19 protein-coding genes are annotated in these 20,667 nt (G+C 67.7%); 4 read left to right on the top strand and 15 right to left on the bottom strand.

All coding sequences use genetic code 11. The features are described from left to right. Positions 1-75 precede the first annotated feature (75 nt). Together FF090_RS16135 and FF090_RS16130 are read right to left on the bottom strand one after the other, a co-directional pair. The gene (locus FF090_RS16135; RefSeq protein ID WP_138857698.1) at positions 76-294 is read right to left on the bottom strand and encodes a cysteine-rich CWC family protein; all 219 of its coding nucleotides are present in this window, start codon (positions 292-294) and stop codon (positions 76-78) included. Beyond that, positions 287-1,792 carry an AMP-binding protein gene (locus tag FF090_RS16130; RefSeq protein ID WP_138857697.1) on the bottom strand — a complete coding sequence of 502 codons (1,506 nt, stop codon included), beginning with the start codon at positions 1,790-1,792 and terminating at the stop codon, positions 287-289. Before FF090_RS16130 ends, FF090_RS16135 begins: the two co-directional genes overlap by 8 nt. Before the next feature lie 70 nt (positions 1,793-1,862). Between FF090_RS16130 and uvrA the strand changes: the two genes are divergently transcribed. Then, positions 1,863-7,466, top strand: a complete 5,604-nt coding sequence (gene uvrA, locus FF090_RS16125; RefSeq protein WP_138857696.1) for an excinuclease ABC subunit UvrA — start codon at positions 1,863-1,865, stop codon at positions 7,464-7,466. A 26-nt stretch (positions 7,467-7,492) separates the two neighbouring features. Here the strand turns inward: uvrA and FF090_RS16120 are convergent, their stop codons facing one another. Continuing rightward, on the bottom strand, positions 7,493-7,801 hold the full coding sequence (locus FF090_RS16120; RefSeq protein WP_138857695.1) for a hypothetical protein: 309 nt from the start codon (positions 7,799-7,801) through the stop codon (positions 7,493-7,495). Positions 7,802-8,291: 490 nt separating this feature from the next. Here FF090_RS16120 and FF090_RS16115 point away from each other — a divergent pair, with 490 nt between their 5' ends. Then, complete coding sequence (locus FF090_RS16115) at positions 8,292-8,486, top strand: hypothetical protein (RefSeq protein ID WP_138857694.1); 195 nt, start codon at positions 8,292-8,294, stop codon at positions 8,484-8,486. Here the strand turns inward: FF090_RS16115 and FF090_RS16110 are convergent. The 7 genes from FF090_RS16110 to FF090_RS16080 all read right to left on the bottom strand — a co-directional run bounded on the left by FF090_RS16110 (position 8,471) and on the right by FF090_RS16080 (position 14,350). Then, positions 8,471-9,388 (bottom strand): DUF808 domain-containing protein, encoded by a 918-nt coding sequence (locus FF090_RS16110; RefSeq protein WP_138857693.1) that lies wholly within the window; start codon positions 9,386-9,388, stop codon positions 8,471-8,473. The two genes, FF090_RS16115 and FF090_RS16110, sit on opposite strands and share 16 nt — an antisense overlap. Positions 9,389-9,393: 5 nt before the next feature. Further along, on the bottom strand, positions 9,394-9,918 hold the full coding sequence (locus FF090_RS16105; RefSeq protein WP_138857692.1) for an SRPBCC family protein: 525 nt from the start codon (positions 9,916-9,918) through the stop codon (positions 9,394-9,396). A 7-nt stretch (positions 9,919-9,925) separates the two neighbouring features. Continuing rightward, on the bottom strand, positions 9,926-11,302 hold the full coding sequence (glmU, locus tag FF090_RS16100; protein WP_138857691.1) for a bifunctional UDP-N-acetylglucosamine diphosphorylase/glucosamine-1-phosphate N-acetyltransferase GlmU: 1,377 nt from the start codon (positions 11,300-11,302) through the stop codon (positions 9,926-9,928). Positions 11,303-11,471: 169 nt separating this feature from the next. Beyond that, complete coding sequence (locus FF090_RS16095; protein ID WP_138857690.1) at positions 11,472-12,059, bottom strand: DUF4136 domain-containing protein; 588 nt, start codon at positions 12,057-12,059, stop codon at positions 11,472-11,474. A 27-nt stretch (positions 12,060-12,086) separates the two neighbouring features. Then, complete coding sequence (ttcA, locus tag FF090_RS16090) at positions 12,087-12,986, bottom strand: tRNA 2-thiocytidine(32) synthetase TtcA (protein WP_138857689.1); 900 nt, start codon at positions 12,984-12,986, stop codon at positions 12,087-12,089. Positions 12,987-13,177: 191 nt separating this feature from the next. Then, positions 13,178-13,570 (bottom strand): dihydroneopterin aldolase, encoded by a 393-nt coding sequence (locus FF090_RS16085; protein ID WP_138857688.1) that lies wholly within the window; start codon positions 13,568-13,570, stop codon positions 13,178-13,180. Positions 13,571-13,573: 3 nt separating this feature from the next. Further along, positions 13,574-14,350 (bottom strand): SDR family oxidoreductase, encoded by a 777-nt coding sequence (locus tag FF090_RS16080; RefSeq protein ID WP_138857687.1) that lies wholly within the window; start codon positions 14,348-14,350, stop codon positions 13,574-13,576. Between the two features lie 75 nt (positions 14,351-14,425). Between FF090_RS16080 and FF090_RS16075 the strand changes: the two genes are divergently transcribed. Beyond that, positions 14,426-14,644 (top strand): DUF1653 domain-containing protein, encoded by a 219-nt coding sequence (locus FF090_RS16075; RefSeq protein ID WP_138857686.1) that lies wholly within the window; start codon positions 14,426-14,428, stop codon positions 14,642-14,644. On the opposite strand, the gene FF090_RS16070 is transcribed toward FF090_RS16075, so the two are convergent. Next, a complete protein-coding gene (locus FF090_RS16070; protein ID WP_138857685.1) occupies positions 14,631-16,205 on the bottom strand; it encodes an ABC transporter permease in 1,575 nt (524 codons plus the stop codon). The two genes, FF090_RS16075 and FF090_RS16070, sit on opposite strands and share 14 nt — an antisense overlap. After that, the gene (locus tag FF090_RS16065; protein WP_138857684.1) at positions 16,202-17,074 is read right to left on the bottom strand and encodes an ABC transporter ATP-binding protein; all 873 of its coding nucleotides are present in this window, start codon (positions 17,072-17,074) and stop codon (positions 16,202-16,204) included. Before FF090_RS16065 ends, FF090_RS16070 begins: the two co-directional genes overlap by 4 nt. A 210-nt stretch (positions 17,075-17,284) precedes the next feature. On the opposite strand from FF090_RS16065, the gene FF090_RS16060 reads away from it, so the two are divergent. After that, positions 17,285-18,319 (top strand): hypothetical protein, encoded by a 1,035-nt coding sequence (locus FF090_RS16060; RefSeq protein WP_138857683.1) that lies wholly within the window; start codon positions 17,285-17,287, stop codon positions 18,317-18,319. On the opposite strand, the gene msrQ is transcribed toward FF090_RS16060, so the two are convergent. The 3 genes from msrQ to FF090_RS16045 are packed head-to-tail and all read right to left on the bottom strand — an operon-like array spanning position 18,307 to position 20,643. Then, positions 18,307-18,915: a protein-methionine-sulfoxide reductase heme-binding subunit MsrQ gene (msrQ, locus tag FF090_RS16055; protein WP_138857682.1), complete on the bottom strand. Its 609-nt coding sequence runs from the start codon at positions 18,913-18,915 to the stop codon at positions 18,307-18,309. The genes FF090_RS16060 and msrQ overlap by 13 nt on opposite strands. After that, positions 18,906-19,835, bottom strand: a complete 930-nt coding sequence (gene msrP, locus FF090_RS16050) for a protein-methionine-sulfoxide reductase catalytic subunit MsrP (protein WP_246071448.1) — start codon at positions 19,833-19,835, stop codon at positions 18,906-18,908. The genes msrQ and msrP overlap by 10 nt, the downstream gene beginning before the upstream one ends. After that, complete coding sequence (locus FF090_RS16045) at positions 19,792-20,643, bottom strand: substrate-binding periplasmic protein (protein WP_138857680.1); 852 nt, start codon at positions 20,641-20,643, stop codon at positions 19,792-19,794. Before FF090_RS16045 ends, msrP begins: the two co-directional genes overlap by 44 nt. Positions 20,644-20,667 lie beyond the last annotated feature (24 nt).

The raw sequence follows: 20,667 nt of genomic DNA, 5'->3' as shown, positions 1-20,667 counted from the left end.
CTGACCGGACGCTCGCCCTGCGGGATGCGATTGCATCCCCCGATTCCTTCCCGCCGGCCCAGGGCAGTTGGTCTGTTAGCGCGGGGCCTTGGGCGTGGAGCTGGGCATCGGGCCGCGAGTCGCTTGTTGCGCGGCCAGTTCCTGCAGACAAGGCAGGCACAAGCAGCCGGCGTAGCGCGCCGCCAGATCTGCCCGCAGCGCCGGAGTCAGGTGTAAATCGAAGCAGGGGCAGTGCGCCTCCTGGGCGCCACAGTGAAAGGCTGGATGGCAGCGCGGGCAGTTGGTCTCAGACATAAAGGCCTTGGTGCTGCTGACGCAGCAAATTCTTTTGCACCTTGCCCATGGCATTGCGCGGCAGCTCGGGGGCGAACAGGATGCGCTTGGGGCACTTGAAGCCGGCGAGCTGGGCCCGCAGCGCCGTCAGCAGCGCGCTCTCGGCGGCGGCACCCACCACCACGGCCGTCACAGCCTCGCCCAGATCGGGGTGGGGCAGGCCGATGACGGCCGACTCCTGCACGCCGGGCAGGGCGTTGAGTTGCAACTCCACTTCGGCCGGATAGACGTTGAGCCCGCCGGTGATGATCAGGTCCTTGGCCCGGCCCACCAGCTCCAGATGGCCGTCAGCGGCCAGGCGACCCATATCGCCGGTGCGGAAGAAGCCATCGGCGCTGAACTCGCTGGTGTTTAACTCCGGGCGTCGCCAGTAGCCGCCAAAGACATTCGGCCCCTGGACTTCGACACCGCCCACGCCGCTGGCATCGGGCGCGTCAATGCGCACGCTGACCCCTGGCAAGGCGGGCCCCACCGAGCCCCGGCGTCGCGCTCCCAGCAGCGGGTTGCTGGTCAGCATGCCGGTCTCGCTCATGCCGTAGCGCTCCAGGATGGTGAGGCCGGTGCGGGCCCGGAAGGCATCGAAGGTCTCGGCCTGCAGCGGGGCTGAGCCGCTGATGAAGAGCCGCATCGTGCCGAGGGTCTCGGAGCCAAAGGCCGGGCAGCCCAACAGGCGGGTGTAGAGCGTCGGCACCCCCATGAAGACCGTTGCACCCGGCAGCGCAGTGCAAACGGCCAGCGGGTCAAAGCGCTGGAACCAGCGCATGGCACTGCCCCCCAGCAATGCGCAGTGACAGGCCACGAACAACCCGTGCACATGAAAGATGGGCAGGGCATGCACCAGCACATCGCTGCGCTGCCAGCCCCAGACGGACAGCAGGGTGCGGGCGTTGCTGAGCAGATTGCCGTGGCTCAGCAGCGCGCCCTTGGACCGCCCCGTGGTGCCGCTGGTGTAGAGGATGGCCGCTGCATCGTTGGCCTGGCGCGGCAGCGCGGCATGTTGGTCGCTGTGGAAGGCCGCGCGCTCCAGCAGCGTGCCCTGGCGTTCCTGCCCCAAGGTGAACACCCAGTCCACGCCGGCCTGGAAGGCCAGGCTGCTGTGGCGCCCAAAGGCCTCGGGGGCGCAGATGAGCATGCGGGGTTCGGCGTCGCTCAGAAAGTGGGTGAGCTCTCCCGCCTGATAGGCCGGGTTCAGTGGCACCAGCACCAGGCCCGAGCGCAGGCAGGCCAGCCAGACCATCAGGGCCTCGACCGACTTCTCCACCTGCAGGGCAATGCGCTCGCCGGGCTGCAGCCCCAAGTCGTCAAACAGATTGGCCAGCATGGCCGAGCCGCGTTCCAGATCGCGCCAGCGGTAGGCGGGTTGGCCCTCCTGGTCCCAGACGGTGATGGCGATCTGGTCCAGATCGGCCGGGAAGGCGGCGCGCAGGGCGGTGAATAGGGAGGCGTCATTCAGGGTCATGGGCCACTTTGTACCTGGGAATTTCTACAGCCCGTCACAATGCCCGCCCCAGCCCTCGAAAAGCCTGCCCATGTCCGCCCCGATCCGTATCCGTGGTGCCCGCCAACACAACCTGAAGAACCTGGACCTGGAGATCCAAACCGGGGAGCTGACGGTAGTCACCGGGCCCAGCGGTTCGGGCAAGAGTTCTCTGGTGTTCGACACCCTCTATGCCGAGGGGCAGCGGCGCTATGTCGAGACCTTCAGCGCCTATGCGCGGCAGTTTCTCGACCGCATGGATCGCCCAGCTGTTGACGCCGTCGAGGGCGTGCCGCCCGCCATCGCCATCGACCAGACCAACCCCGTGCGCAACAGCCGCAGCACGGTGGGCACGATGACGGAGCTGAACGACCATCTGAAGCTGCTGTTCGCCCGCGCTGCGCAGTTGTTCGATCGCCAGACGGCTCAAGGCGTGCGTGCCGACACCCCGGCCAGCATTGCCGCCGATCTGCGCGCCCGCGCCGCCCTGGCCGGCGACCCGCGCTTGGCCCTGAGTTTTGCGGTGCAGTTGCCGGCCCAGGTGAGCGAGGCCGAGATCGAGCAGTGGTTGTCGGCGGCGGGTTTTACGCGCTACCTGAATCGCCGCGAGCTGGAGGGGCACACGGTGATCGATGTGCTGGCCGATCGCATCCGGGTCTCCTCGGTGGAGGACGCGCGCCTGATGGAGGCCATCGAGACCTGCCTGACGCGCGGCCAGGGCCTGATGGCTGTTCACAACCTGGATCAGGAGGGGCAGTGGCGCTACAGCAGCGGGCTGCACTGCCCTGAGAGCGATATCCGTTACCGCGCGCCCCAGCCGGCGATGTTCAGCTTCAACTCCGCCCTGGGCGCCTGCGAGCATTGCCGGGGCTTTGGGCGTGTGATCGGGGTCGATTGGGGATTGGTCATCCCGGACGACAAGAAGACCTTGCGCGGCGGCGTGATCAAGCCCTTTCAAACGCCGGCCTGGGCCGAGTGCCAGGAAGACCTGATGCGCCATGCCGGGCTGTTCAGCATCCCGCGCGACACCGCCTGGACGCACCTGACGCCCGAGCAGCAGCGCTGGGTGCTTGAGGGGCAGGACGACTACAAGGAAGGCCAGTGGGGCAAGAAGTGGTACGGCGTGCGGCGCTTCTTTGCCTACCTGGAGACCAAGGCCTACAAGATGCACATCCGGGTGCTGCTGTCGAAGTACCGCAGCTACACCGAGTGCCCGCATTGCAAGGGGGCGCGCCTGCAAACCGAGAGCCTGCTTTGGCGCTTGGGCGGCAAGTCCGAGGCCGACGCCGTGCTCGCGCCGCAGCGCCGTTTTCTGCCGGTGGGCGTGGGCTGGACGCCGGAGCAGCTGGCTGCGCTGCCGGGTCTGGCCCTGCCGGATCTGCTGCAGTTGCCGATCGCCTCGCTGCGGCAGTTCTTTGAGGCCTACCAGCCGGCCTCCGAGCTGTTGGACGAGGCCCTCGGCCACTTGCTGGAAGAGATCCGCAACCGCCTGAAATACCTCTGCGATGTCGGCTTGCACTACCTGACCCTGGACCGGCAGAGCCGCACGCTCAGCGGGGGCGAGGTGCAGCGCATCAACCTCACCACGGCCTTGGGCACCAGCCTGGTCAACACCCTGTTCGTGCTGGATGAACCCAGCATCGGCCTGCACCCGCGCGACATGCACCGCATCACCCAGGCGATGCACCGGTTGCGCGATGCCGGCAACACCCTGGTGGTGGTGGAACACGACCCGGCCGTGATGTTCGCCGCCGACCGCGTGCTCGACATGGGCCCCGGCCCCGGTATGTTGGGCGGCCACATCGTGTTTGACGGCACGCCGGAGAGCCTGCGCGCCGCCAACACCATGACGGGCAACTACCTCGGCGGCCGACGCCAGGTCGGCATGGGGCTCAAGCGCCCGGTCGAGGCGCACACCCCGCGCCTCATTCTGGAAGGTGCAAGGGCCCACAACCTGCAGTCGCTGTCGGTCGAGATCCCGCTGCAGCGCTTTGTCGTCGTCACCGGGGTCAGCGGCTCGGGCAAGTCCACCCTGGTGCAGGACGTGCTGGTGCCGGCACTCAAGCGCCATTTCGGCGAGAGCACCGATGCCCCGGGCGCCCACGAACGTCTGCTGGGGGCCGACTGGCTGGCGGGCGTGGTCTTCGTCGACCAAAGCCCGATTGGCAAGACCGCGCGCTCCAACCCGGCCTCGGTGGTCGGCGCCTTCGACGAGGTGCGCAAACGCTTTGCCGCCGCCCCGCTGGCCTTGGAGCGCGGCTATGGCGCTGGGCACTTCAGCTTCAACGCCGGCGACGGCCGATGCCCCACCTGTTCCGGCACGGGCTTCGAGCATGTGGAGATGCAGTTCCTCAGCGACGTCTATCTGCGCTGCCCGGACTGCGACGGAACGCGCTACCGCGCCGAACTGCTGGAGGTGAAGATCGAGCGTGCCGGTCGGCTCTTGAGCATTGCCGATGTGCTGGAGCTCACCGTGGCCGAGGCGGTCGATCTGTTCCAACACGACCGCGAGTTGGTGGCCAAGCTGCAGCCCTTGCACGATGTGGGCCTGGACTATCTGCGCCTGGGCCAGCCCGTGCCCACGCTCAGCGGCGGCGAGGCGCAGCGCCTCAAGCTCGCTGCCCATCTGGCCGAGACCGGGGCCAAGCCGCGCGTGGCCAAGAAAGGCCAGCTCTTCGTCTTCGACGAGCCCACCACCGGCCTGCATTTCGACGACATCGCCAAGCTGATGCGGTCCTTGCGCAAGCTGCTTTCTGCCGGGCACTCGCTGCTGCTGATCGAACACAACCTCGATGTGATCCGCGCGGCGGACTGGCTGATCGACTTGGGGCCGGAGGGCGGCAGCGGTGGCGGCCTGTTGGTCTGCGAGGGCACGCCCGAGGACGTGCGCGAGCACGCCAGCAGCCACACCGCCCAGGCCCTGCGTGACTACGCCTTGGCGATGGACGAGCCGCTGAAGGCGGCTGAGGGGGTGCCGCTTGCGACTCTGCTGCTGAACCGCCGCAAGGAGCGTGCCGCGCAGAGCGAGGCCATCCAGATCGTCAATGCCCGCGAACACAACCTGAAGGGTGTGCATGTTGACGTGCCGCGCGGCAAGTTCAACGTCATCACCGGGGTCAGTGGCTCGGGCAAGTCCACGCTGGCCTTTGACATCCTGTTCAACGAGGGTCAGCGCCGCTATCTGGAGAGCCTGAACGCCTACGCCCGCTCGATCGTGCAGCCGGCCGGCCGTCCCGAGGTGGATGCGGTCTGGGGCATCCCGCCCACCGTGGCCATCGAGCAGCGCCTGAGCCGGGGCGGGCGCAAGAGCACCGTGGCCACCACCACCGAGGTCTGGCACTTCCTGCGCCTGCTCTGGGTCAAGCTGGGCATCCAGCACTGCATGCACGACGGCGCCGTGGTGGCGCCGCAGAGCGAGGCGCAGATCGCCGCGCAGATCCTGGCCGACTACCGCGGCCATCGCATCGGCCTGTTGGCCCCGCTGGTGATGCACCGCAAGGGTCTCTACACCGACCTGGCCAAGGGCCTGGCCGCCAAGGGTCACAGCCATCTGCGGGTGGATGGGCTCTTCGTGCCGACCAAACCCTGGCCGCGCCTGGACCGCTTCAAGGAGCATGTGATCGAACTGCCGGTGGGCGAGGTCGAGGTCGACCCGGCGCAGGAGCCCGAATTGCGCGCGCTGTTGGCGCGGGCGTTGGAGGCGGGCAAGGGTGTGGTGCATCTGCTGCCCAGCCTGGATGGCACACAAGCCGTGCGGGTGTTTTCTACCGAGCGCGCCTGCCCGGTCTGCGGCACCAGCTACCCGGCGCTGGACCCGCGTCTTTTCTCCTACAACAGCAAGCAGGGCTGGTGCGGCAGCTGCGTGGGAACCGGCCTGGCCTTGGATCGACAGCAGCGCGCCGCGCTGGACGACTCGCAGCCCAGCGGCGACGACAAGGGACGCGAGCAGCAGCTCTCGCACGAACCTGAGCTCGAAGGCTTGGGCGAGCAGCCCTGCCCGGACTGCGGGGGTGCGCGCCTGAACCCGACGGCGCGTGGGGTGCGTTTTGCCGGTGCGCCGATTGCCGACATCGCGCAGCTCAGCGTCGACGATTGCCTGGCCTGGGTCGATGGCCTGGCACTGGACGGGCGCGACCGCGACATCGGCCGCGATGTGCTGACCGAGGTGCGCAACCGCCTGGCCTTTTTGCAGCAGGTGGGCCTGGGCTATCTGACCCTGGACCGCGCCGCGCCCACCTTGAGCGGCGGCGAGGCCCAGCGCATCCGGCTGGCGGCGCAGCTGGGCTCGAATCTACAGGGCGTTTGCTATGTGCTGGACGAGCCGACCATCGGCCTGCATCCGCGCGACAACCGCATCCTGCTCGATGCCCTGCAACTGCTGGCCGCACGCGGCAACACCTTGGTGGTGGTGGAGCACGACGAGGACACCATCCGCCGCGCCGAGCACCTGATCGACATCGGCCCCGGCGCCGGCCAGCGCGGCGGTCATGTGGTGGCGCAAGGTTCGGCGGCCGACCTGGCGGCCGTGGCCGAATCGACCACCGGGCGCTGCCTGGCCCAACCGATGCGGCACCCGATGCGGCCGCGCCGCTCGGTGGCTCATGGGGCAGAGGCGGGGCATGACTGGGTGCGGGTGCGCGGCGCGCATTTGCACAATCTGCAGCAGCTGGATGCCGAACTGCCGTTGAGCCGCCTGGTGGCCGTCACCGGGGTCAGCGGCTCGGGCAAGAGCACCTTGGCGCGCGAGGTGCTGCTGGCCAATCTGGCCGCCGCCGTGCCACAGCGCAAGGCTTTGAAGAGCTGGAGCGGCTGCGCATCCATCGAAGGCTTTGAGGCCGTCGAGCGTGTGCTCGAGGTTGACCAGACCCCGATCGGCAAGACCCCGCGATCCTGCCCGGCCACCTACATCGGTTTTTGGGACGCCATCCGCAAGCTGTTCGCCGAAACGCTCGAAGCCAAGGGCCGTGGCTTCCAGGCTGGGCGTTTCAGCTTCAATACCGGCCCGGGCCGCTGCCCGGCCTGCGAGGGCCAGGGCCTGCGCACGGTGGAGATGAGCTTCCTGCCCGATGTGAAGCTGGTCTGCGATGTTTGCGCCGGCCAGCGCTTCAACCCCGAGACCCTGGCAGTGCGCTGGCGCGGGAAGAGCATCGGCGAGGTGCTGGCCATGCCGGTGGACGAGGCGGTCGAGTTCTTCGCCGCCATGCCGGCCATCCACCATCCGCTGAAGCTGCTGCAGGACGTGGGCCTGGGCTATCTGACTCTGGGCCAACCCTCACCCACGCTCAGCGGCGGCGAGGCGCAGCGCATCAAGCTGGTCAGCGAGCTGGTGAAGGTGCGCGATGACGTGCGCAAGCAGCGCCAGCCGCGCACCCTCTATGTGCTGGACGAGCCCACCGTGGGCCTGCACATGGCCGATGTGCAGCGCTTGATCGGGGTGCTGCACCGTCTGGTGGACGGCGGCCATTCGGTCTGGGTGATCGAACACGACCTGGACCTGGTGGCCGAAGCCGATTGGGTGATCGATCTGGGCCCCGAAGGGGGCAAGGGCGGCGGCACCCTGGTGGCGGCCGGCACGCCGGAAGATCTGGTGCGGGTGGGTACCCACACAGGGCAGGCGCTGGCTGGGGTACTGGGCCGCAGCCGCGTCAAGTCCTGAGGACTTGGCGCCACGCGGCCCTGGCTTCAGTGGACCTGGCGCTTGCTGCGCGAACCGAAGTTGGGCCGCGCCACATTGCCTTCCCATTCCACTTCATCCAGCGGGATGGGGCGGGAGCGGGCGCGTTCCTGGGCTTGCTGCAAGCGTTGCGCCGACTCGGCACGTTCGCGCCGCCGCCGCTCGGCCCGGGACTCGGCCGAAAGCCTGGCCATCCAGCGGTCCCAGGCCTGGTTCAGACGCTGTTGTTTCGCCGGGCCGAGCAGCATGTGCACGGCCAGCAAGAGGCAGATCAGCAATCCGAGCGCGGCAAGAAGTTGGGCGAGTTGGGAGGCCACCGTTGTCCCCAGGGTCTTGGGCCAATGCTAGCCATCATGCCGGCTTTGCGCCTTCCTTCCTACGAAGGGAGCGAAAACCCGGGGACTGACTTTCGACATGCGCCAAGGCGACCCACAGCGAGCAGGATGCGGCCCATGAAGACCGCGCACTCTGGAATTGCCGTCGTGTTGGCCCTGTTGATTGGCTATAGCGGCGGGAGTTCGGTCGCGGCGCCTGAGGTTCCAGGGCCGGTGGTCGCTGATGTCGATCTGCTGTTTCTGGGCAACAGCCATACCCACAACCACAACGTGCCAGGTTTGGTGGCCGCGTTGTTTCGGCAGGCCCAACCCGGCAAGACGGTGCGTGCGCAATCGGCGAGGGGCACCTTCGTTCTGAGTGAGCGACTTGCCGATGCCGCCACACTGAGCTGGTTCGAGTCGCGGCCCTGGAACCCTGTGGTGCCGCAGGCCTTTGCCTTGGCGGCCCAACGGCTACCTGGCGTGAATCTGTATGCGGGCGAGCAGCCCCGCGGGGGCCCTGCTGGCCGCCTATGTGCTCTATGCCAGTGCCAGTGGGGCCAGCCTGGATCTCCTGCTCCCCACTGCGGCATCGCCGGTCTCCACCGAAATGCAGGAGCAGCTGCGCCAAGTGGCGCAGCAAAGCTTGGCCACCGGGCCGGGCGCGCGGGCTTACTGCGCGCCCTGAGCCTTGGGCAACAGGCGGCTGAGGCCACTCCAGACCATCAGCGCCAGCGCGCCGGCGGCCACGCCTACGCCCAGGTTCAGGCCCATCTCGCCCAGGGCACCCAGCCAGCCCTGCTGGGCCAGGCCCTCGCCGATGTGATGCAGCGCGGGCACCCCGTGCACCAGGATGCCGCCGCCCACCAGGAACATAGCGGCGGTGCCCACGAAGGCCAGCAGCTTCATCAGCTTGGGTGCGGCGGCCAGCAGGCCGCGGCCCAGCCAATGCAGCGGGCCGGTGGCGTGCTTTTGGCTCAGAAAGAGCCCGGCGTCGTCCAGCTTGACGATGCCCGCCACCAGACCATAGACCCCGGCTGTCATCGCAATGGCAACGCCGACCAGCACCCCCACCTGGGTCATCAGCGGCTTGCCGGCCACGATGCCCAGGGCGATGACGATGATCTCGGCCGAGAGGATGAAGTCGGTGCGGATCGCGCCCTTGATCTTGTCGGCTTCGAACTGCACCAAGTCCACCTCGGGATGGATCAGCGCGTCCATCACTTCCTGCTCATGCGCCTCTTCTTCGGCGCGGTGGGCGATCTTGTGCCAGAGCTTTTCCACGCCCTCAAAGCACAGATAGAGCCCACCCAGCATCAAGAGCGGCAGCACCGCCCAGGGTGCAAAGGCGCTGATCAAGAGCGCCGCAGGCACCAGGATGGCCTTGTTGACGAAGCTGCCCTTGGCCACCGCCCAGACCACCGGGATCTCGCGCTCGGCGCGCACGCCGGCCACTTGTTGGGCGTTCAGGGCCAGGTCGTCGCCCAGCACGCCGCTGGTCTTCTGGGCGGCGACCTTGGTCAGGATGGCGACATCGTCCAGAACGGTGGCGATGTCGTCGAGGAGGGCGAGGAGACTGCCGGCGGCCATGGGTCTTACTTCTTCTCTGCGAGTTGTTTCAGATTGGCCAAGCCGCCCTCGAAGTCGGGGCCGACGAGCTTGTCCATGAAGAGCGCAAACCAGCGCCCCGTGTAGCTGCTCATGCGGCCTGTCATGGTCCAGGTCACGCGTGTGGCGTCGCCTTCGGCCTGCAATTCGATGCTGCCCTGGCTGGGATCAAAGCCTTCGATGGCCAGCTCGTAGGCGACCTTCTGGCTGGCGACCACGTCGGTGAGCTTCATGGCGCCATTGCCTTGACTCTCGCTCTTCCAGCTCCAGCTCGCGCCGGGCCCTTCGGTCTGGCTGCCGGGCGTGATTTGCATCTTCGGGTCGCGCCGATACCAGACGCCCCATTGCGCCCATCCTTGGCTGGAGTTGACCAGGGGGAAGACTTTGTCGGCCGGTGCGTTCACCACGGTGGAGCGGCTGACGGCGTAATCCGGGCTGAGCAGAAAGGAGCCCATCATCAGCAGCACCAGGGTGCCGAGCAGCAGGGCGAACAGGGCCTTGAGGAGCTTCATCGCAGGCTCACTTCTTGGTCTTGACCGGGCGCACCCAGCCGGGGATGTGGGTCTGGCGGCCGCGTGCCACCCAGAGCTGACCGGCCGGCACGTTCTTGCTGATGGTGCTGCCGCCACCGATGGTGGCGCCGGCGCCGATGGTGAGCGGGGCCACCAGCACGCAGTTGGAGCCGATGTGCACATCGGCCTCGATGACGGTGCGGTGCTTGTTGGCGCCGTCGTAATTGGCCGTGATGGAGCCGGCGCCGTAGTTGACGCGCTCCCCCACCGTGGCGTCGCCCAGATAGGCCAGGTGGTTGGCCTTGGCGCCGTCGGCGAGTTGGCTGTTCTTCACCTCGACGAAGTTGCCGATGTGGACCTCACGACCCAGGCGGGCGCCAGGGCGCAGACGGGCGAAGGGCCCGACCAAGGCGCCCGCGCCCACCGTGGCGCCGGCGGCCTCGCCGTCGATGTGGGTGAAGGGGTGGATCACCGCGCCGGCCTCGATGACGGCATCCTTGATCACGCAGTGCGCCCCGATGCGGACCCCCTCGCCCAGGCTCACGCGGCCTTCGAACACGCAGCCGACATCGATTTCGACATCGCTGCCTGCTTCCAGGTGGCCGCGCAGATCAAAGCGTGCCGGGTCCATCAGCTGCACACCGGCCCGCATCAGGCTGTCCGCCTGCTGGCGCTGGAAGCGACGCTCCAGGTCGGCCAGTTGCACGCGGTCGTTGACGCCCAGCACCTCGGTTTCGCTGCTGGCCTGGGCTGTCACCACCTCGACGCCTTCGGCCACGGCCATGGCGACGATGTCGGTCAGGTAGTACTCGCCCTGGGCGTTGTCATTCTTCAAGGCCGCCAGCCAGCGCTTCAGGTGGGCGGTGGGGGCGGCCATCATGCCGGTGTAGCCCTCGCGGATCTGGCGCTCGGTCTCACTGGCGTCCTTGTGCTCCTTGATGCCCAGCACCTGGCCTTGCGCGTTGCGCAGGATGCGGCCATAGCCGGTGGGGTCGTCCAGCACCACGGTCAGCAGAGCCAGCTTGGTACCGCCGCAAGCGGCCGCCAGCGCCTCGGCGGTCTCGCGCCGCACCAGCGGGGTGTCGCCGTTCAGGATCAGGGTGGTGGGTGCATCGGCCAGGGCCGGCACGGCCTGTTGCACGGCATGGCCCGTGCCCAGCTGCGGCATCTGGCGCACGAAGGCCAGTTCACCCTGGGCGCGGGTTTCGACGAGCTCGGCACCATGGCCGGTGATGACAATGCGCGCCGCACAGGGCAGCGGAGCCATGGTGTCCAGCACATGTTGCAGCAGGGACTTGCCGGCCAGCTTGTGCAGCACCTTGGGGAGGTTGGACTTCATCCGCGTGCCCTTGCCCGCGGCCATCACCACCAAATTCAGCGCCATTCCGCCCTCGATTCATTCGTAAAAGGCCCCCAGGTCCGGGCCAGGCCGGCCCGCCCCCCCGAGGGGGAAAGCGTGGCCCGGCAAAGCCGGTTCCACACTGAGGGCGGCGATTATCTGGGGCTGGTCAAGCGGCCCACCCCCGGATTCAGAGGGTGGGGTATTCAGCCGCTTAGGGGAGCAGGACCTGCACCCGATGCGGTTGGGGCTGGGCCTTGGGGAAGTCGCGCAGGGCGGCCTCGAAGAGTCCGCCGATCAGCTCGTCGCCGCCCGGGGTGGCGCCTTCGCTGCTGGCGCGGGCCTCGAACAGGGGCTGGCCGCTGGTGCGGTCTCGCAGCAGCACACCCACTTCGCGCTCGTAACTGCGCTCGATGAACAGGGGGTGCCGATGCGGCGGCAGGCCGAAGCGCCAGTGATAGAGCGGCGCGTTCCAGCGCGACCACAGCGGGTCGTCCCAGGGGCTGGTGGCGGTAGCGCTGACGCGCACGCCCAGGGCGACGATCACATCGGGCTGCGCCCCGGGCGCCACCGGCTTGAAGCCCGCTTTGGCCAGGGCCGGGGCGGCCAGGGCCTCCCACTCGGCCGCGCGGCTCAAGGGCTGCTGCTGCGAGGGCAGGCGCTCAAAGGCGTAGCTGCCGGCAGCCCGGCCCTCGGGCCAGTTGCCGAAGCTGCGCACCTCGGCGCTGATGGTCTTGAGCAGGGCGCAACCGGCCAGCAGGCTCAGGGCGCCGAGCAGGGCAAGGCGGCGGGGCAGTTTCATCGCAGTCTCCAGGATTCACCCGGCAGACTAAACCACTTCGCGTTCGATCCGGATGACCGAGGGGGCGGCCGGCGGTGGGGCGCAGCTTTCTTCGTCCTCATCGAAGGCGATGTCGCCGCCGGCAAAGGGCATGCCGGTGGGCTTGAGGGTCTCGAAGGGGAAGAGCTGCCGGTCCATCATGTGGCTGGGCACGATGGAACCCATGGCGCGGAACATGTTGTCGATGCGCCCCGGGTGCTTGCGCTCCCAGTCCTGCAGCATGGCCTTGATGGCGGCACGCTGCAGGTTCTCCTGGCTGCCGCAGAGGTTGCAGGGAATGATGGGGAACTGGCGGTGCTCGGCCCAGCGGATCAGGTCGCTCTCGGCCACATAGGCCAGCGGGCGGATCACGGTGTTCTTGCCGTCGTCACTGACCAGCTTGGCCGGCATGCCCTTCATCTTGGCGCCGTGGAACATGTTCAGCAGCAGGGTGGTGACGATGTCATCGCGGTGGTGGCCAAGTGCGATCTTGTTGGCGCCGAGTTCCTGGGCCACCCGGTAAAGGATGCCGCGGCGCAGGCGCGAGCACAGGCTGCAGGTGGTCTTGCCTTCGGGGATCAGGCTCTTGACGATGCTGTAGGTGTCCTGCTCCTCGATGTGGAAGGGCACGCCCACGCTCTTCAAGTAGGTGGGCAGCACATCCTCGGGGAAGCCGGGCTGCTTCTGGTCCAGATTGACCGCCACGATGTCGAAGTCAATCGGCGCGCGGCTGCGCAGGTTCAAGAGGATGTCCAGCATGGCAAAGCTGTCCTTGCCGCCGGACAGGCAGACCATGACCTTGTCGCCGGCCTCGATCATCTTGAAGTCGCCAATGGCCTCGCCCACCTGCCGGTGCAGGCGCTTGGACAACTTGTTGATCTCGTGGGTGGCTTTGTCTTTATTGCTCATCTCAAACTTTCAGGGCGCAGACGGTAGGGTTGCGCTGATCAAGCGACCGCCGTGGAACCGGCTTTGCCGGGCCACTGGCGGTACCAAGGGGCAAAGCCCTTGGCCTTCGTGAGGCATGGACAGTCCACAGGACTGTCCATGTCCCCACTCAGCCCCCTTGAGGGGGAGGCGCGAAGCGCTTCGGGGGGGTGTCATTCCTTCAAACCAAAGACTTCGACGCCGACCGATTCGCAGTCCGGGTAGACATCGGGCTTTTCGGTGCTGACCCGCGCCGCGCGCACCTTGGGGTGGGCCAGCATTTGGGCCAGCACGGCGTCGCACAGGGTCTCCTGCAGATGGATATGGCCCTTGCTGACGTAGGCGGCGATGGTGCGGCGCATGAAGTCGTAGTCCAGCACCTCGTCCAACTCATCTTCCTTGGGCGTGGTCAGGCTCAGGGGCACATAGAGGTCGACGTTGATCAACACGCGCTGCTCGCCGCGCTTCTCGAAGTCGTGCACGCCGATGTTGATCCAGACCTCGTAATTGCGCAGAAAGAGGCGGCGGCAGTCCAGCAGGCTGGGGTGGTTCAGGGCTGAGGGCATGGCTCAGTCTTTCTTCACGAGGTAGTAGACGTCGCGCGGCTGCGCGGCAAGGTGCTGACCGCCATCCACCAACAGGGTGGTGCCGGTGACGGCCCGGGCCTGCAACAAATAGGCCACCGCCTGGGCAAAGTCGTCCGGCGTGCTGCTGCGCTCCAGCGGCGTGAGGCGGTGGGCGGCCTGGAACTCGGCCTCGGTCATCGGGCCGCTGGGCAGGGTGACGCCCAGGGCCACGCCCACCACCCGCACTTGCGGCGCCAGGGCCTGGGCCAGCACCGGGGTGGCGGCTTCCAGCGCAGCCTTGCTGAGCGTGTAGCTCAGGTGATCCGGGTTGGGGTTCCAGAGCTTCTGATCCAGCACATTGACCACGCAACCCGCGTGGCCGGCGGCCACGCAGTGCCGGTGCAGTGCGCGCGCCAGCACCAGGGCGGCAGCCGTGTTGGCGCGCTGGTGGCGCTCCAGTGCGGCATAGCTGAAGCTCTCGATCGTGTCGTGGCTGAACAGCGAGGCGTTGTTGACCACGGCGTCCAGTCGGCCCAGCTGCGCCACGGCCGCCGGCACCAGGGCGTCCACAGCGGCTTCGTCCTCCAGCTCGGCGGCCAGTGCGATGGCGCGTGCACCCAAGGAGCGCAATTCGGCGCACAGCGAGTCGGCGTCGGCATCGGGGGCGCTGCGGTGGTGCAGGGCGATGTCATAGCCCTGACCCGCCAGGTGCAGGGCCAGATGGCGGCCCAGGCGGCGGGCGGCGCCGGTGATGAGGACAGTGGGGCGCTGTGGGCGCATGGGGCGCGGTTCGGAATCAGGGAAACCGCGAATTATCCCGGGGATGGCTCATCCGCCCTGCGCACAATGCCCGCTATGGACGATCTACCCGAACTGCCTGCCACGCCCTTGGGGCGCTACCGCCACTACAAGGGCGGCGAATACGAGGTCATTGGCGTGGCCCGCCACAGCGAGACGCTGGAGCCGCTGGTGGTCTACCGGCCGCTCTACAACGCCAGCGGGCTGTGGGTGCGGCCTCATGCGATGTTCTTCGGCACGCTGGAAGACGGCCGGGAGCGCTTTACGCCGGCCTGAGCCCACTGCGGCGCGCGCTCAAGCCCAAGGCCAGGCTCAGCACCAGGCCGCCCGCCAGATGGGTCAGAGCGCTGCCTGCGTTGGCCGCGTCGTTCAGGCCGAACAGATCCAGAACGGGGATGTCGCGCACCTGCAGGCTGAGGTAGAGCGCGAACAAGAACAGGACCAGGAAGCTGCGGCTGCCCCGGGTCCAGAAGCCAAGCAGGGCCGAGGCCGCCGCGCAGCTCAGCAGACCGGTGACGGCCGCCAGCACCCGCAGCGGTGCTTCTGGCAGCCAACGCAGCAGCACCGGTGCGCACACCAGCAGACCCAGCACCCAAGGGGCGCCCAGGCTGCGCAGCACCCGCTCCGCGCTTCCGCCCGGCGTGGCGCCGGCCAGGGGGGCCAGGCCGGACTGGTGATCGCGCGAGCCCGCATCCGCCACAGCCAGGCCCCAGGCCAGCAGGCTCAGCCCCAGTGCGACGGGCAGATGCTGGGCCGGAAGGAGGGCGCCCACCGGCACAGCGGCAAGCAGGCCCAGGCCCAGCAGGGGTTGGCTGAGCAGGATCAGGCCCAGATCCGCCAACACGCGGCCCGGCCAGCCCGGCAGGTGTGCGCCCAGGGTGAACAGCAGACGGAAGCCGCGCGTCAAGGGCCGAAGCAGGCGCTCGGTCAGCACCACCACCCGCCAGCGTGCGCCCTGCTGACGCAGCTTGACCTTGTCGGGCGCGTAGCGATGGAACAGCGCCAGCGCCGGCAGCAGGGGCAGCAGGGCTAGCAAGGCCGCGCCCAGGCGCAGCGCCACCAACTGGGCGTTCCAGTAGTCCGTTGGCATCTGCAGCAGGGGCAGCAGGGGGTCGAAGGGCCCGCCACCGACGCTCAGGCTGGTGCGACCGGTCAGCTCCACAAAGCGCACCAGCAGCGGCGACACGCCGCCGATGTCCAGCACCTGCCAGGCGCTCAGGGCGGGATGCGCCTGCGTGAGCGTGGCCGGCATGGCTGCGAACTGCAGCATCCACAGCACGAAGTAAAGCAGGTCGCCGCGCTTGCCCATCAGCGGCGCCCAGGCGTCGCTCAGGACCCCCAGGCTGGCGCACCACACCAGGCCGGGCAGCAGCCCGAAGACCAGCATCTGCAGATAGGGCAGGGGCTGCAGCGGCCCCTCGCCGCGCACCAGCTGGAGGACCCAGATGGTCAGCATCAGGGCAGTGGCCAGGGCCAGCAGAAAGCCCAGACTGCCCACCCAGCGCGACAGCAGCAGATCGCGGTTGCCGACCGGCGTGGCCGCCAGCACGGTCGCAGTACCGCTGCGCAGGTCCTCCTGGCTGCGGCCGCGCGCCAGATAGAAGCCAAACAGGCCGAACAGGAAGATGGCGATGATGGTGCTGCCAAAGGCCAGGGTGTGGCTGTCGTAGACCATGCGTTGCTTGGCGCTGACCATCATGGCGTAGCCGGTCTTGGGGTCCAGCACCATCAACCAGCTCAGAGCGATTACCACCAGCAAGATCACGACGCTACTGAGGCGGCGGCTGCGCAGCCGCCATTCATTCAGCACCAGGGCCTTAAACAGGGTGTTGTTCATGCGGTCGCTCCCAGGTGGGCATCGGCGTAGCGCTGGGTCATCAAGGCCTCTTCCAGGCTGGGGCTGACGGACTGGGCCTGGGCGCAAGGGGCCTGCGGATGAGCCATGCGCACCAGCATGTGATCGCCTTGGGGCTGGGTGTGTAGCAGTTGCACACGGTTGCGCAGGGCGTCAAAGTCGTTGGCGCTCAAGAGGGCAGACCAGACCTGGCCTTCGGCGCGGCGGATCAAGGCCTCGGGCGTTTCAATGGCCACCAGCCGACCCTGGCGCAGGATGGCCAGATGCGAGGCCATGTTCTCGACGTCCGAGACGATGTGGGTCGAGACGATCACCAGCCGCCGGCTGCCGAGCTCGGACAGCAGGCGCCGGAAGCGCAAACGTTCCTCGGGGTCCAGGCCGGCGGTGGGCTCGTCCACGATCAGCACATCCGGGTCGGCCAGCAGGGCCTGCGCAATGCCCAGGCGCTGGCGCATGCCGCCCGAGAAGCCGGCGGCTGGGCGATGTTGTTGCTCGTGCAGATTCACCAGCGCCAGCAGTTCTTGGATGCGGGCGGCGCTGCGCACGCCCTTGAGGGCCGCAAAGTACTGCAGAAATTCCAAGGCCGTGAGGTGGGGGTAGACGCCAAAGTCCTGCGGCAGAAAGCCCAGGCGGCGGCGCATCACTTCGGGGCGAGCCACGATGTCTTGTCCGTCGAGCAGGATGCGCCCGCTGCTGGGGCGGGAGAGGGTGGCCAGCATCTGCATCAAGGTGCTTTTGCCCGCGCCGTTGTGGCCGATCAGGCCCAGCACGCCGGGTTGCAGGTCCAGGCTGATGCCGTCCACCGCCCGCAAGGCGCCAAAGGTCTTGGATACGTTCTGAATGCTGAGCACGAGGGACTCCGTGAAATTGGCGCGCAGCTTAGGGGCGCGGAACGTGCCGGTCGCGCGCCGTGCGATCAAGCGTGAAACGGGGGGCACAGGCCGTCTGGGTGGGCACTGTTTCGTTGCGCGAAGCAATGCATTGCGATGCACAGCACTTCTCGGATCGGGCCTGGATTTTCAGAATGCCGTCACTCCGCAAGCCCTGTCGTTCCACTGCCCATGTCCACGCCTGTTCCCCTTCTCCTTCAGCCCACGCCCGGTCCGGGCGAGCGTCTGATGCCGAATGCGCCGCATGTGGACTTGCCCAATGGTCAGGCTTGCGTGCCCCAGCACTATCTGCAGTACCAGCAAACCGCTGAATCGCTGGCCGCGCTGCTGGCTGAAGTGGAGTTCGACAGCCACACCCTGCTGTTCGCCGCTGAGGACGCGCGCGGGCTGTATCTGCAGGTGGGTATGGTGGGGCGCGAGAACTACGAGCGGGGCGAGCAGCAGCGCCCGCACAAGCTGGTCTATGGCCGCAAGTGGCGCATCGATGCAGACACGCCCACCTCTGAGGTGATTCAGACCGCCTTGCTGGCCATCAAGAAGGCGCGCGAGCACGAGGTGCGCGAGTTGCTGACCCTGCGCGACCCGCTGAGCGGTCGGCGCAGCGTGCCTTTGAGCAACCACCTGGATCTGCCATTGATGGCGGCCCATCCCGAGCTGATCGCCCGCCAGGTCGACGAAGCGCCGGGCGGCTTGCAAGACTGGTTGGCCGACCTGGAATTTGGCCAGCGGCCCATTGCCTTGGAGCGGGCCCAGCCCTGGAGCGAAGGTCAGTGGCTGCTGGACTTGCGACTGGGCGAGCCGCCAGCGGCCCGTCGGACGGAGGGGGATCTGGCCGAATTCGACGGCCTGCGCTTCACCTTGCTGCTAGCGGCATTGGATCGGGTGGAGTTGAGCTATGCCCTGATGGATCGGCTGATCCAGATCAGCGACCGGCAGGTGGAAGAGCGCTTCAGCTTCCGGGGCTTGCAGCGCTTCAGTCGCACCCAGGATCCGCTGCGCATCGCCCGCCTCTCGCGCTTGACGCGGCCCTATGCGCGGGATCTGGCCCGCGCCGAATTCGCGCCGCTGTTCCAGTCCCTGAACTACGAGGTGGATGCCAGCCGCGCACCCCAGTGGCGCGACGGCCCGCTGGGCCACCGCAACCGCGCCAAGTTGGCGCGCTTCAAGCACCTGGAAGGCCACATGCCGCGCGGCTACGCCGCTTGACGTTGCCAGCGCCTCCACAGGCGCCAGCCCAAGGCCAGGGCAAACAGGGCGCTGTAGAAGAAGGGATCGCTGAAGTTGTTCTTGCCCGCGCGCATCCACCAAAAGTGCAGGCAGACGCTGAAGGGGATCAGATAGATGAGCCGGTGCAGCGCCTGCCAGCGCTTGCCCCCCAGCCAGCGCACGGCGCGGTTGAAGGAAGTGGCCGCCAGCGGTAGCAGCAGGGCAAAGCTCAACATTCCGACCAGGATGAAGGGGCGCTTGGCGATGTCGCGTGCGATGTCGCTGAAGCCCAGGCCCATGTCCAGCCAGGCATAGGCCAGCAAATGCAGGCTGGCGTAGGCAAAGGTCCAGACGCCCAGCAGACGGCGAAAGCGCAGCAGGGCGGGCTGGTGGAATTGCACCCGCAGTGGAGTGATGGCCAGGGTCAGCAGCAGGCCGCGCAAGGCCCAGTCGCCCAGGGAGCGGATCAAGGCCTCGGCGGGGTTGGCGCCCAAACCCTGGGTGGCCGCGGCCCCGATCAGCCAGGCCAGGGGAAGCGCGCAGAGCAGGTGCGCAATCGGCTTGGCGGCGCGGTGGGTCAGCGCGCTCAGAACCACTTCTTCAAATCCATGCCGCTGTAGAGCTGGCCCACCTGATCCGCGTAGCCATTGAATAGGAGCGTGGGACGACGGCGGGCGAACAGTCCGTCCTCGCCGATGCGGCGCTCCGTGGCCTGGCTCCAGCGCGGGTGGTCCACCTGCGGGTTCACATTGCTGAAGAAGCCGTACTCCTGCGGGGCCGAGAGGTTCCAGCTGGTGGCGGGCGCCTTTTCGGTGAGACGGATGCGCACCAGACTCTTGGCCGATTTGAAGCCGTACTTCCAGGGCACCACCAGCCGCAGGGGGGCGCCGTTCTGCTTGGGCAGGACTTCGCCATACATGCCGAAGCTCAGCAGGGTCAGCGGGTGCAGGGCCTCGTCCAGGCGCAGGCCCTCGGTGTAGGGCCAGTCCAGCACGCCACTGCGCAGCCCAGGCATCTGCGCCTTGTCGGCCAGGGTAGTGAACTCGACGAACTTGGCCTTGCCGGTGGGCTCGACCTGCTTCAGGAGTGCGGACAGCGAGTAGCCGATCCATGGAATCACCATGCTCCAGCCCTCGACGCAGCGCAGCCGGTAGATGCGCTCTTCCATGGGGGCGAGCTTGAGCAGTTCCTCCAGGTCAAAGCGCCTGGGCTTCAGGCACTCGCCGTCCACCATCACGGTCCAGGGCCGGGTGCGCAGGGTGTGGGCGCGTTCGGCCGGGTCGCTCTTGTCGGTGCCGAATTCGTAGAAGTTGTTGTAGCTGGTGGCGTCGCTGTAGGCGGTGGGCTTGTCCAGGGTCAGCGCACCCGGCAGGGCGCTTCGGGTGGCGGCCAGGGGCGCACCTTTGCCCTGCGCGGGGGCCGTCGCCCAGGCAGCCGGAAGGGCCAGTGCGCTGAGCAGCAGGCGGCGTTGCTCAAAGAACGGGCGGGGCGTGATTTCGTGCGAAGCGGGTGTCATGGTGGGGCTCCAGGGCTGCCACCCATGTCGCATCGGGGGCTGCTGACCTTACAAGCGCCCAACTGCTGGGGCAGCGCACATTGGCCTTGAGCTTCGCGTACTCGGGCGACTCACGCAGCTTCTTGAGCCCCCGGTTGAAGTCGGCCAGGAGGTGTGGGCTGGCGCCCTTGCCCTTCGGAAAGAGCACGTGGGTGGTGAACTGATCGGTCATGGCCCGCGGGTGGGCGGCAATCTGGCCGGCGGCGGCATCGTCGAAGTGCTGCACCAACAGGTCACAGGCCACATTGCGTTCCAGTGGCAGCACGTCGATCCGGCCGGCCTGGAGCATCTTCAGGCCGGCCAGGTCGTTGGGGACTGAGGAGCTGATCAGGGTGCCGGCGCGGGCGGCGGACCAGAGCTCGGGCGTGTAGGTGTAGTCGCGCGTCATGCCGATGACAAAGGACTGCAAGTCCTCCAGCCGCATCCAGTCAAAGGCCATCGCCCGGCGGTGCAGGAACACCCACTGCTCGCTCAGTAGGTTGTCGCTCAGCAAAAACTTCTTGCGACGCTCGTCCGAGGCGCCCCAATGCGCCGAGGCATCCCACTTGCCGGCTTCAGTCTCCAACTGCGCGCGCGACCAGGGCAGAAAGGTGAACTTCACCTGGTGGCCGTCCAGCTCGAAAGCGCGCCGCACGATGCTCAGTGCAATGCCCTGATCGGCCCGACTGGCCGTGGCATAGGGCGGGAACTCGCCAGTCGCGATTTGCAGATCGGCCGCTTGGGCCAGGGCCTGGAGACTGATCAGGGCCAATGCGAAGAGGGTCTTCATGAGCGCTCCCGGTGTCGCTTTGGC

It is taken from the genome of Inhella inkyongensis, assembly GCF_005952805.1.
Taxonomy (GTDB): Bacteria; Pseudomonadota; Gammaproteobacteria; order Burkholderiales; family Burkholderiaceae_C; genus Inhella; species Inhella inkyongensis.
This window is presented reverse-complemented; position numbering and strand designations above follow the sequence as displayed.

Coding starts and splice junctions, on each gene's coding strand:
- FF090_RS16075 (WP_138857686.1), top strand. CDS start 14,426: ATGGACGATCTACCCGAACTGCCTGCCACGCCCTTGGGGCGCTACCGC.
- ttcA (WP_138857689.1), bottom strand. CDS start 12,986: ATGAGCAATAAAGACAAAGCCACCCACGAGATCAACAAGTTGTCCAAG.
- FF090_RS16070 (WP_138857685.1), bottom strand. CDS start 16,205: ATGAACAACACCCTGTTTAAGGCCCTGGTGCTGAATGAATGGCGGCTG.
- FF090_RS16115 (WP_138857694.1), top strand. CDS start 8,292: ATGCGGGCGAGCAGCCCCGCGGGGGCCCTGCTGGCCGCCTATGTGCTC.
- FF090_RS16060 (WP_138857683.1), top strand. CDS start 17,285: ATGTCCACGCCTGTTCCCCTTCTCCTTCAGCCCACGCCCGGTCCGGGC.
- uvrA (WP_138857696.1), top strand. CDS start 1,863: ATGTCCGCCCCGATCCGTATCCGTGGTGCCCGCCAACACAACCTGAAG.
- msrP (WP_246071448.1), bottom strand. CDS start 19,835: ATGACACCCGCTTCGCACGAAATCACGCCCCGCCCGTTCTTTGAGCAA.
- glmU (WP_138857691.1), bottom strand. CDS start 11,302: ATGGCGCTGAATTTGGTGGTGATGGCCGCGGGCAAGGGCACGCGGATG.
- FF090_RS16110 (WP_138857693.1), bottom strand. CDS start 9,388: ATGGCCGCCGGCAGTCTCCTCGCCCTCCTCGACGACATCGCCACCGTT.
- FF090_RS16130 (WP_138857697.1), bottom strand. CDS start 1,792: ATGACCCTGAATGACGCCTCCCTATTCACCGCCCTGCGCGCCGCCTTC.
- FF090_RS16080 (WP_138857687.1), bottom strand. CDS start 14,350: ATGCGCCCACAGCGCCCCACTGTCCTCATCACCGGCGCCGCCCGCCGC.
- FF090_RS16085 (WP_138857688.1), bottom strand. CDS start 13,570: ATGCCCTCAGCCCTGAACCACCCCAGCCTGCTGGACTGCCGCCGCCTC.
- FF090_RS16045 (WP_138857680.1), bottom strand. CDS start 20,643: ATGAAGACCCTCTTCGCATTGGCCCTGATCAGTCTCCAGGCCCTGGCC.
- FF090_RS16105 (WP_138857692.1), bottom strand. CDS start 9,918: ATGAAGCTCCTCAAGGCCCTGTTCGCCCTGCTGCTCGGCACCCTGGTG.
- FF090_RS16135 (WP_138857698.1), bottom strand. CDS start 294: ATGTCTGAGACCAACTGCCCGCGCTGCCATCCAGCCTTTCACTGTGGC.
- FF090_RS16095 (WP_138857690.1), bottom strand. CDS start 12,059: ATGAAACTGCCCCGCCGCCTTGCCCTGCTCGGCGCCCTGAGCCTGCTG.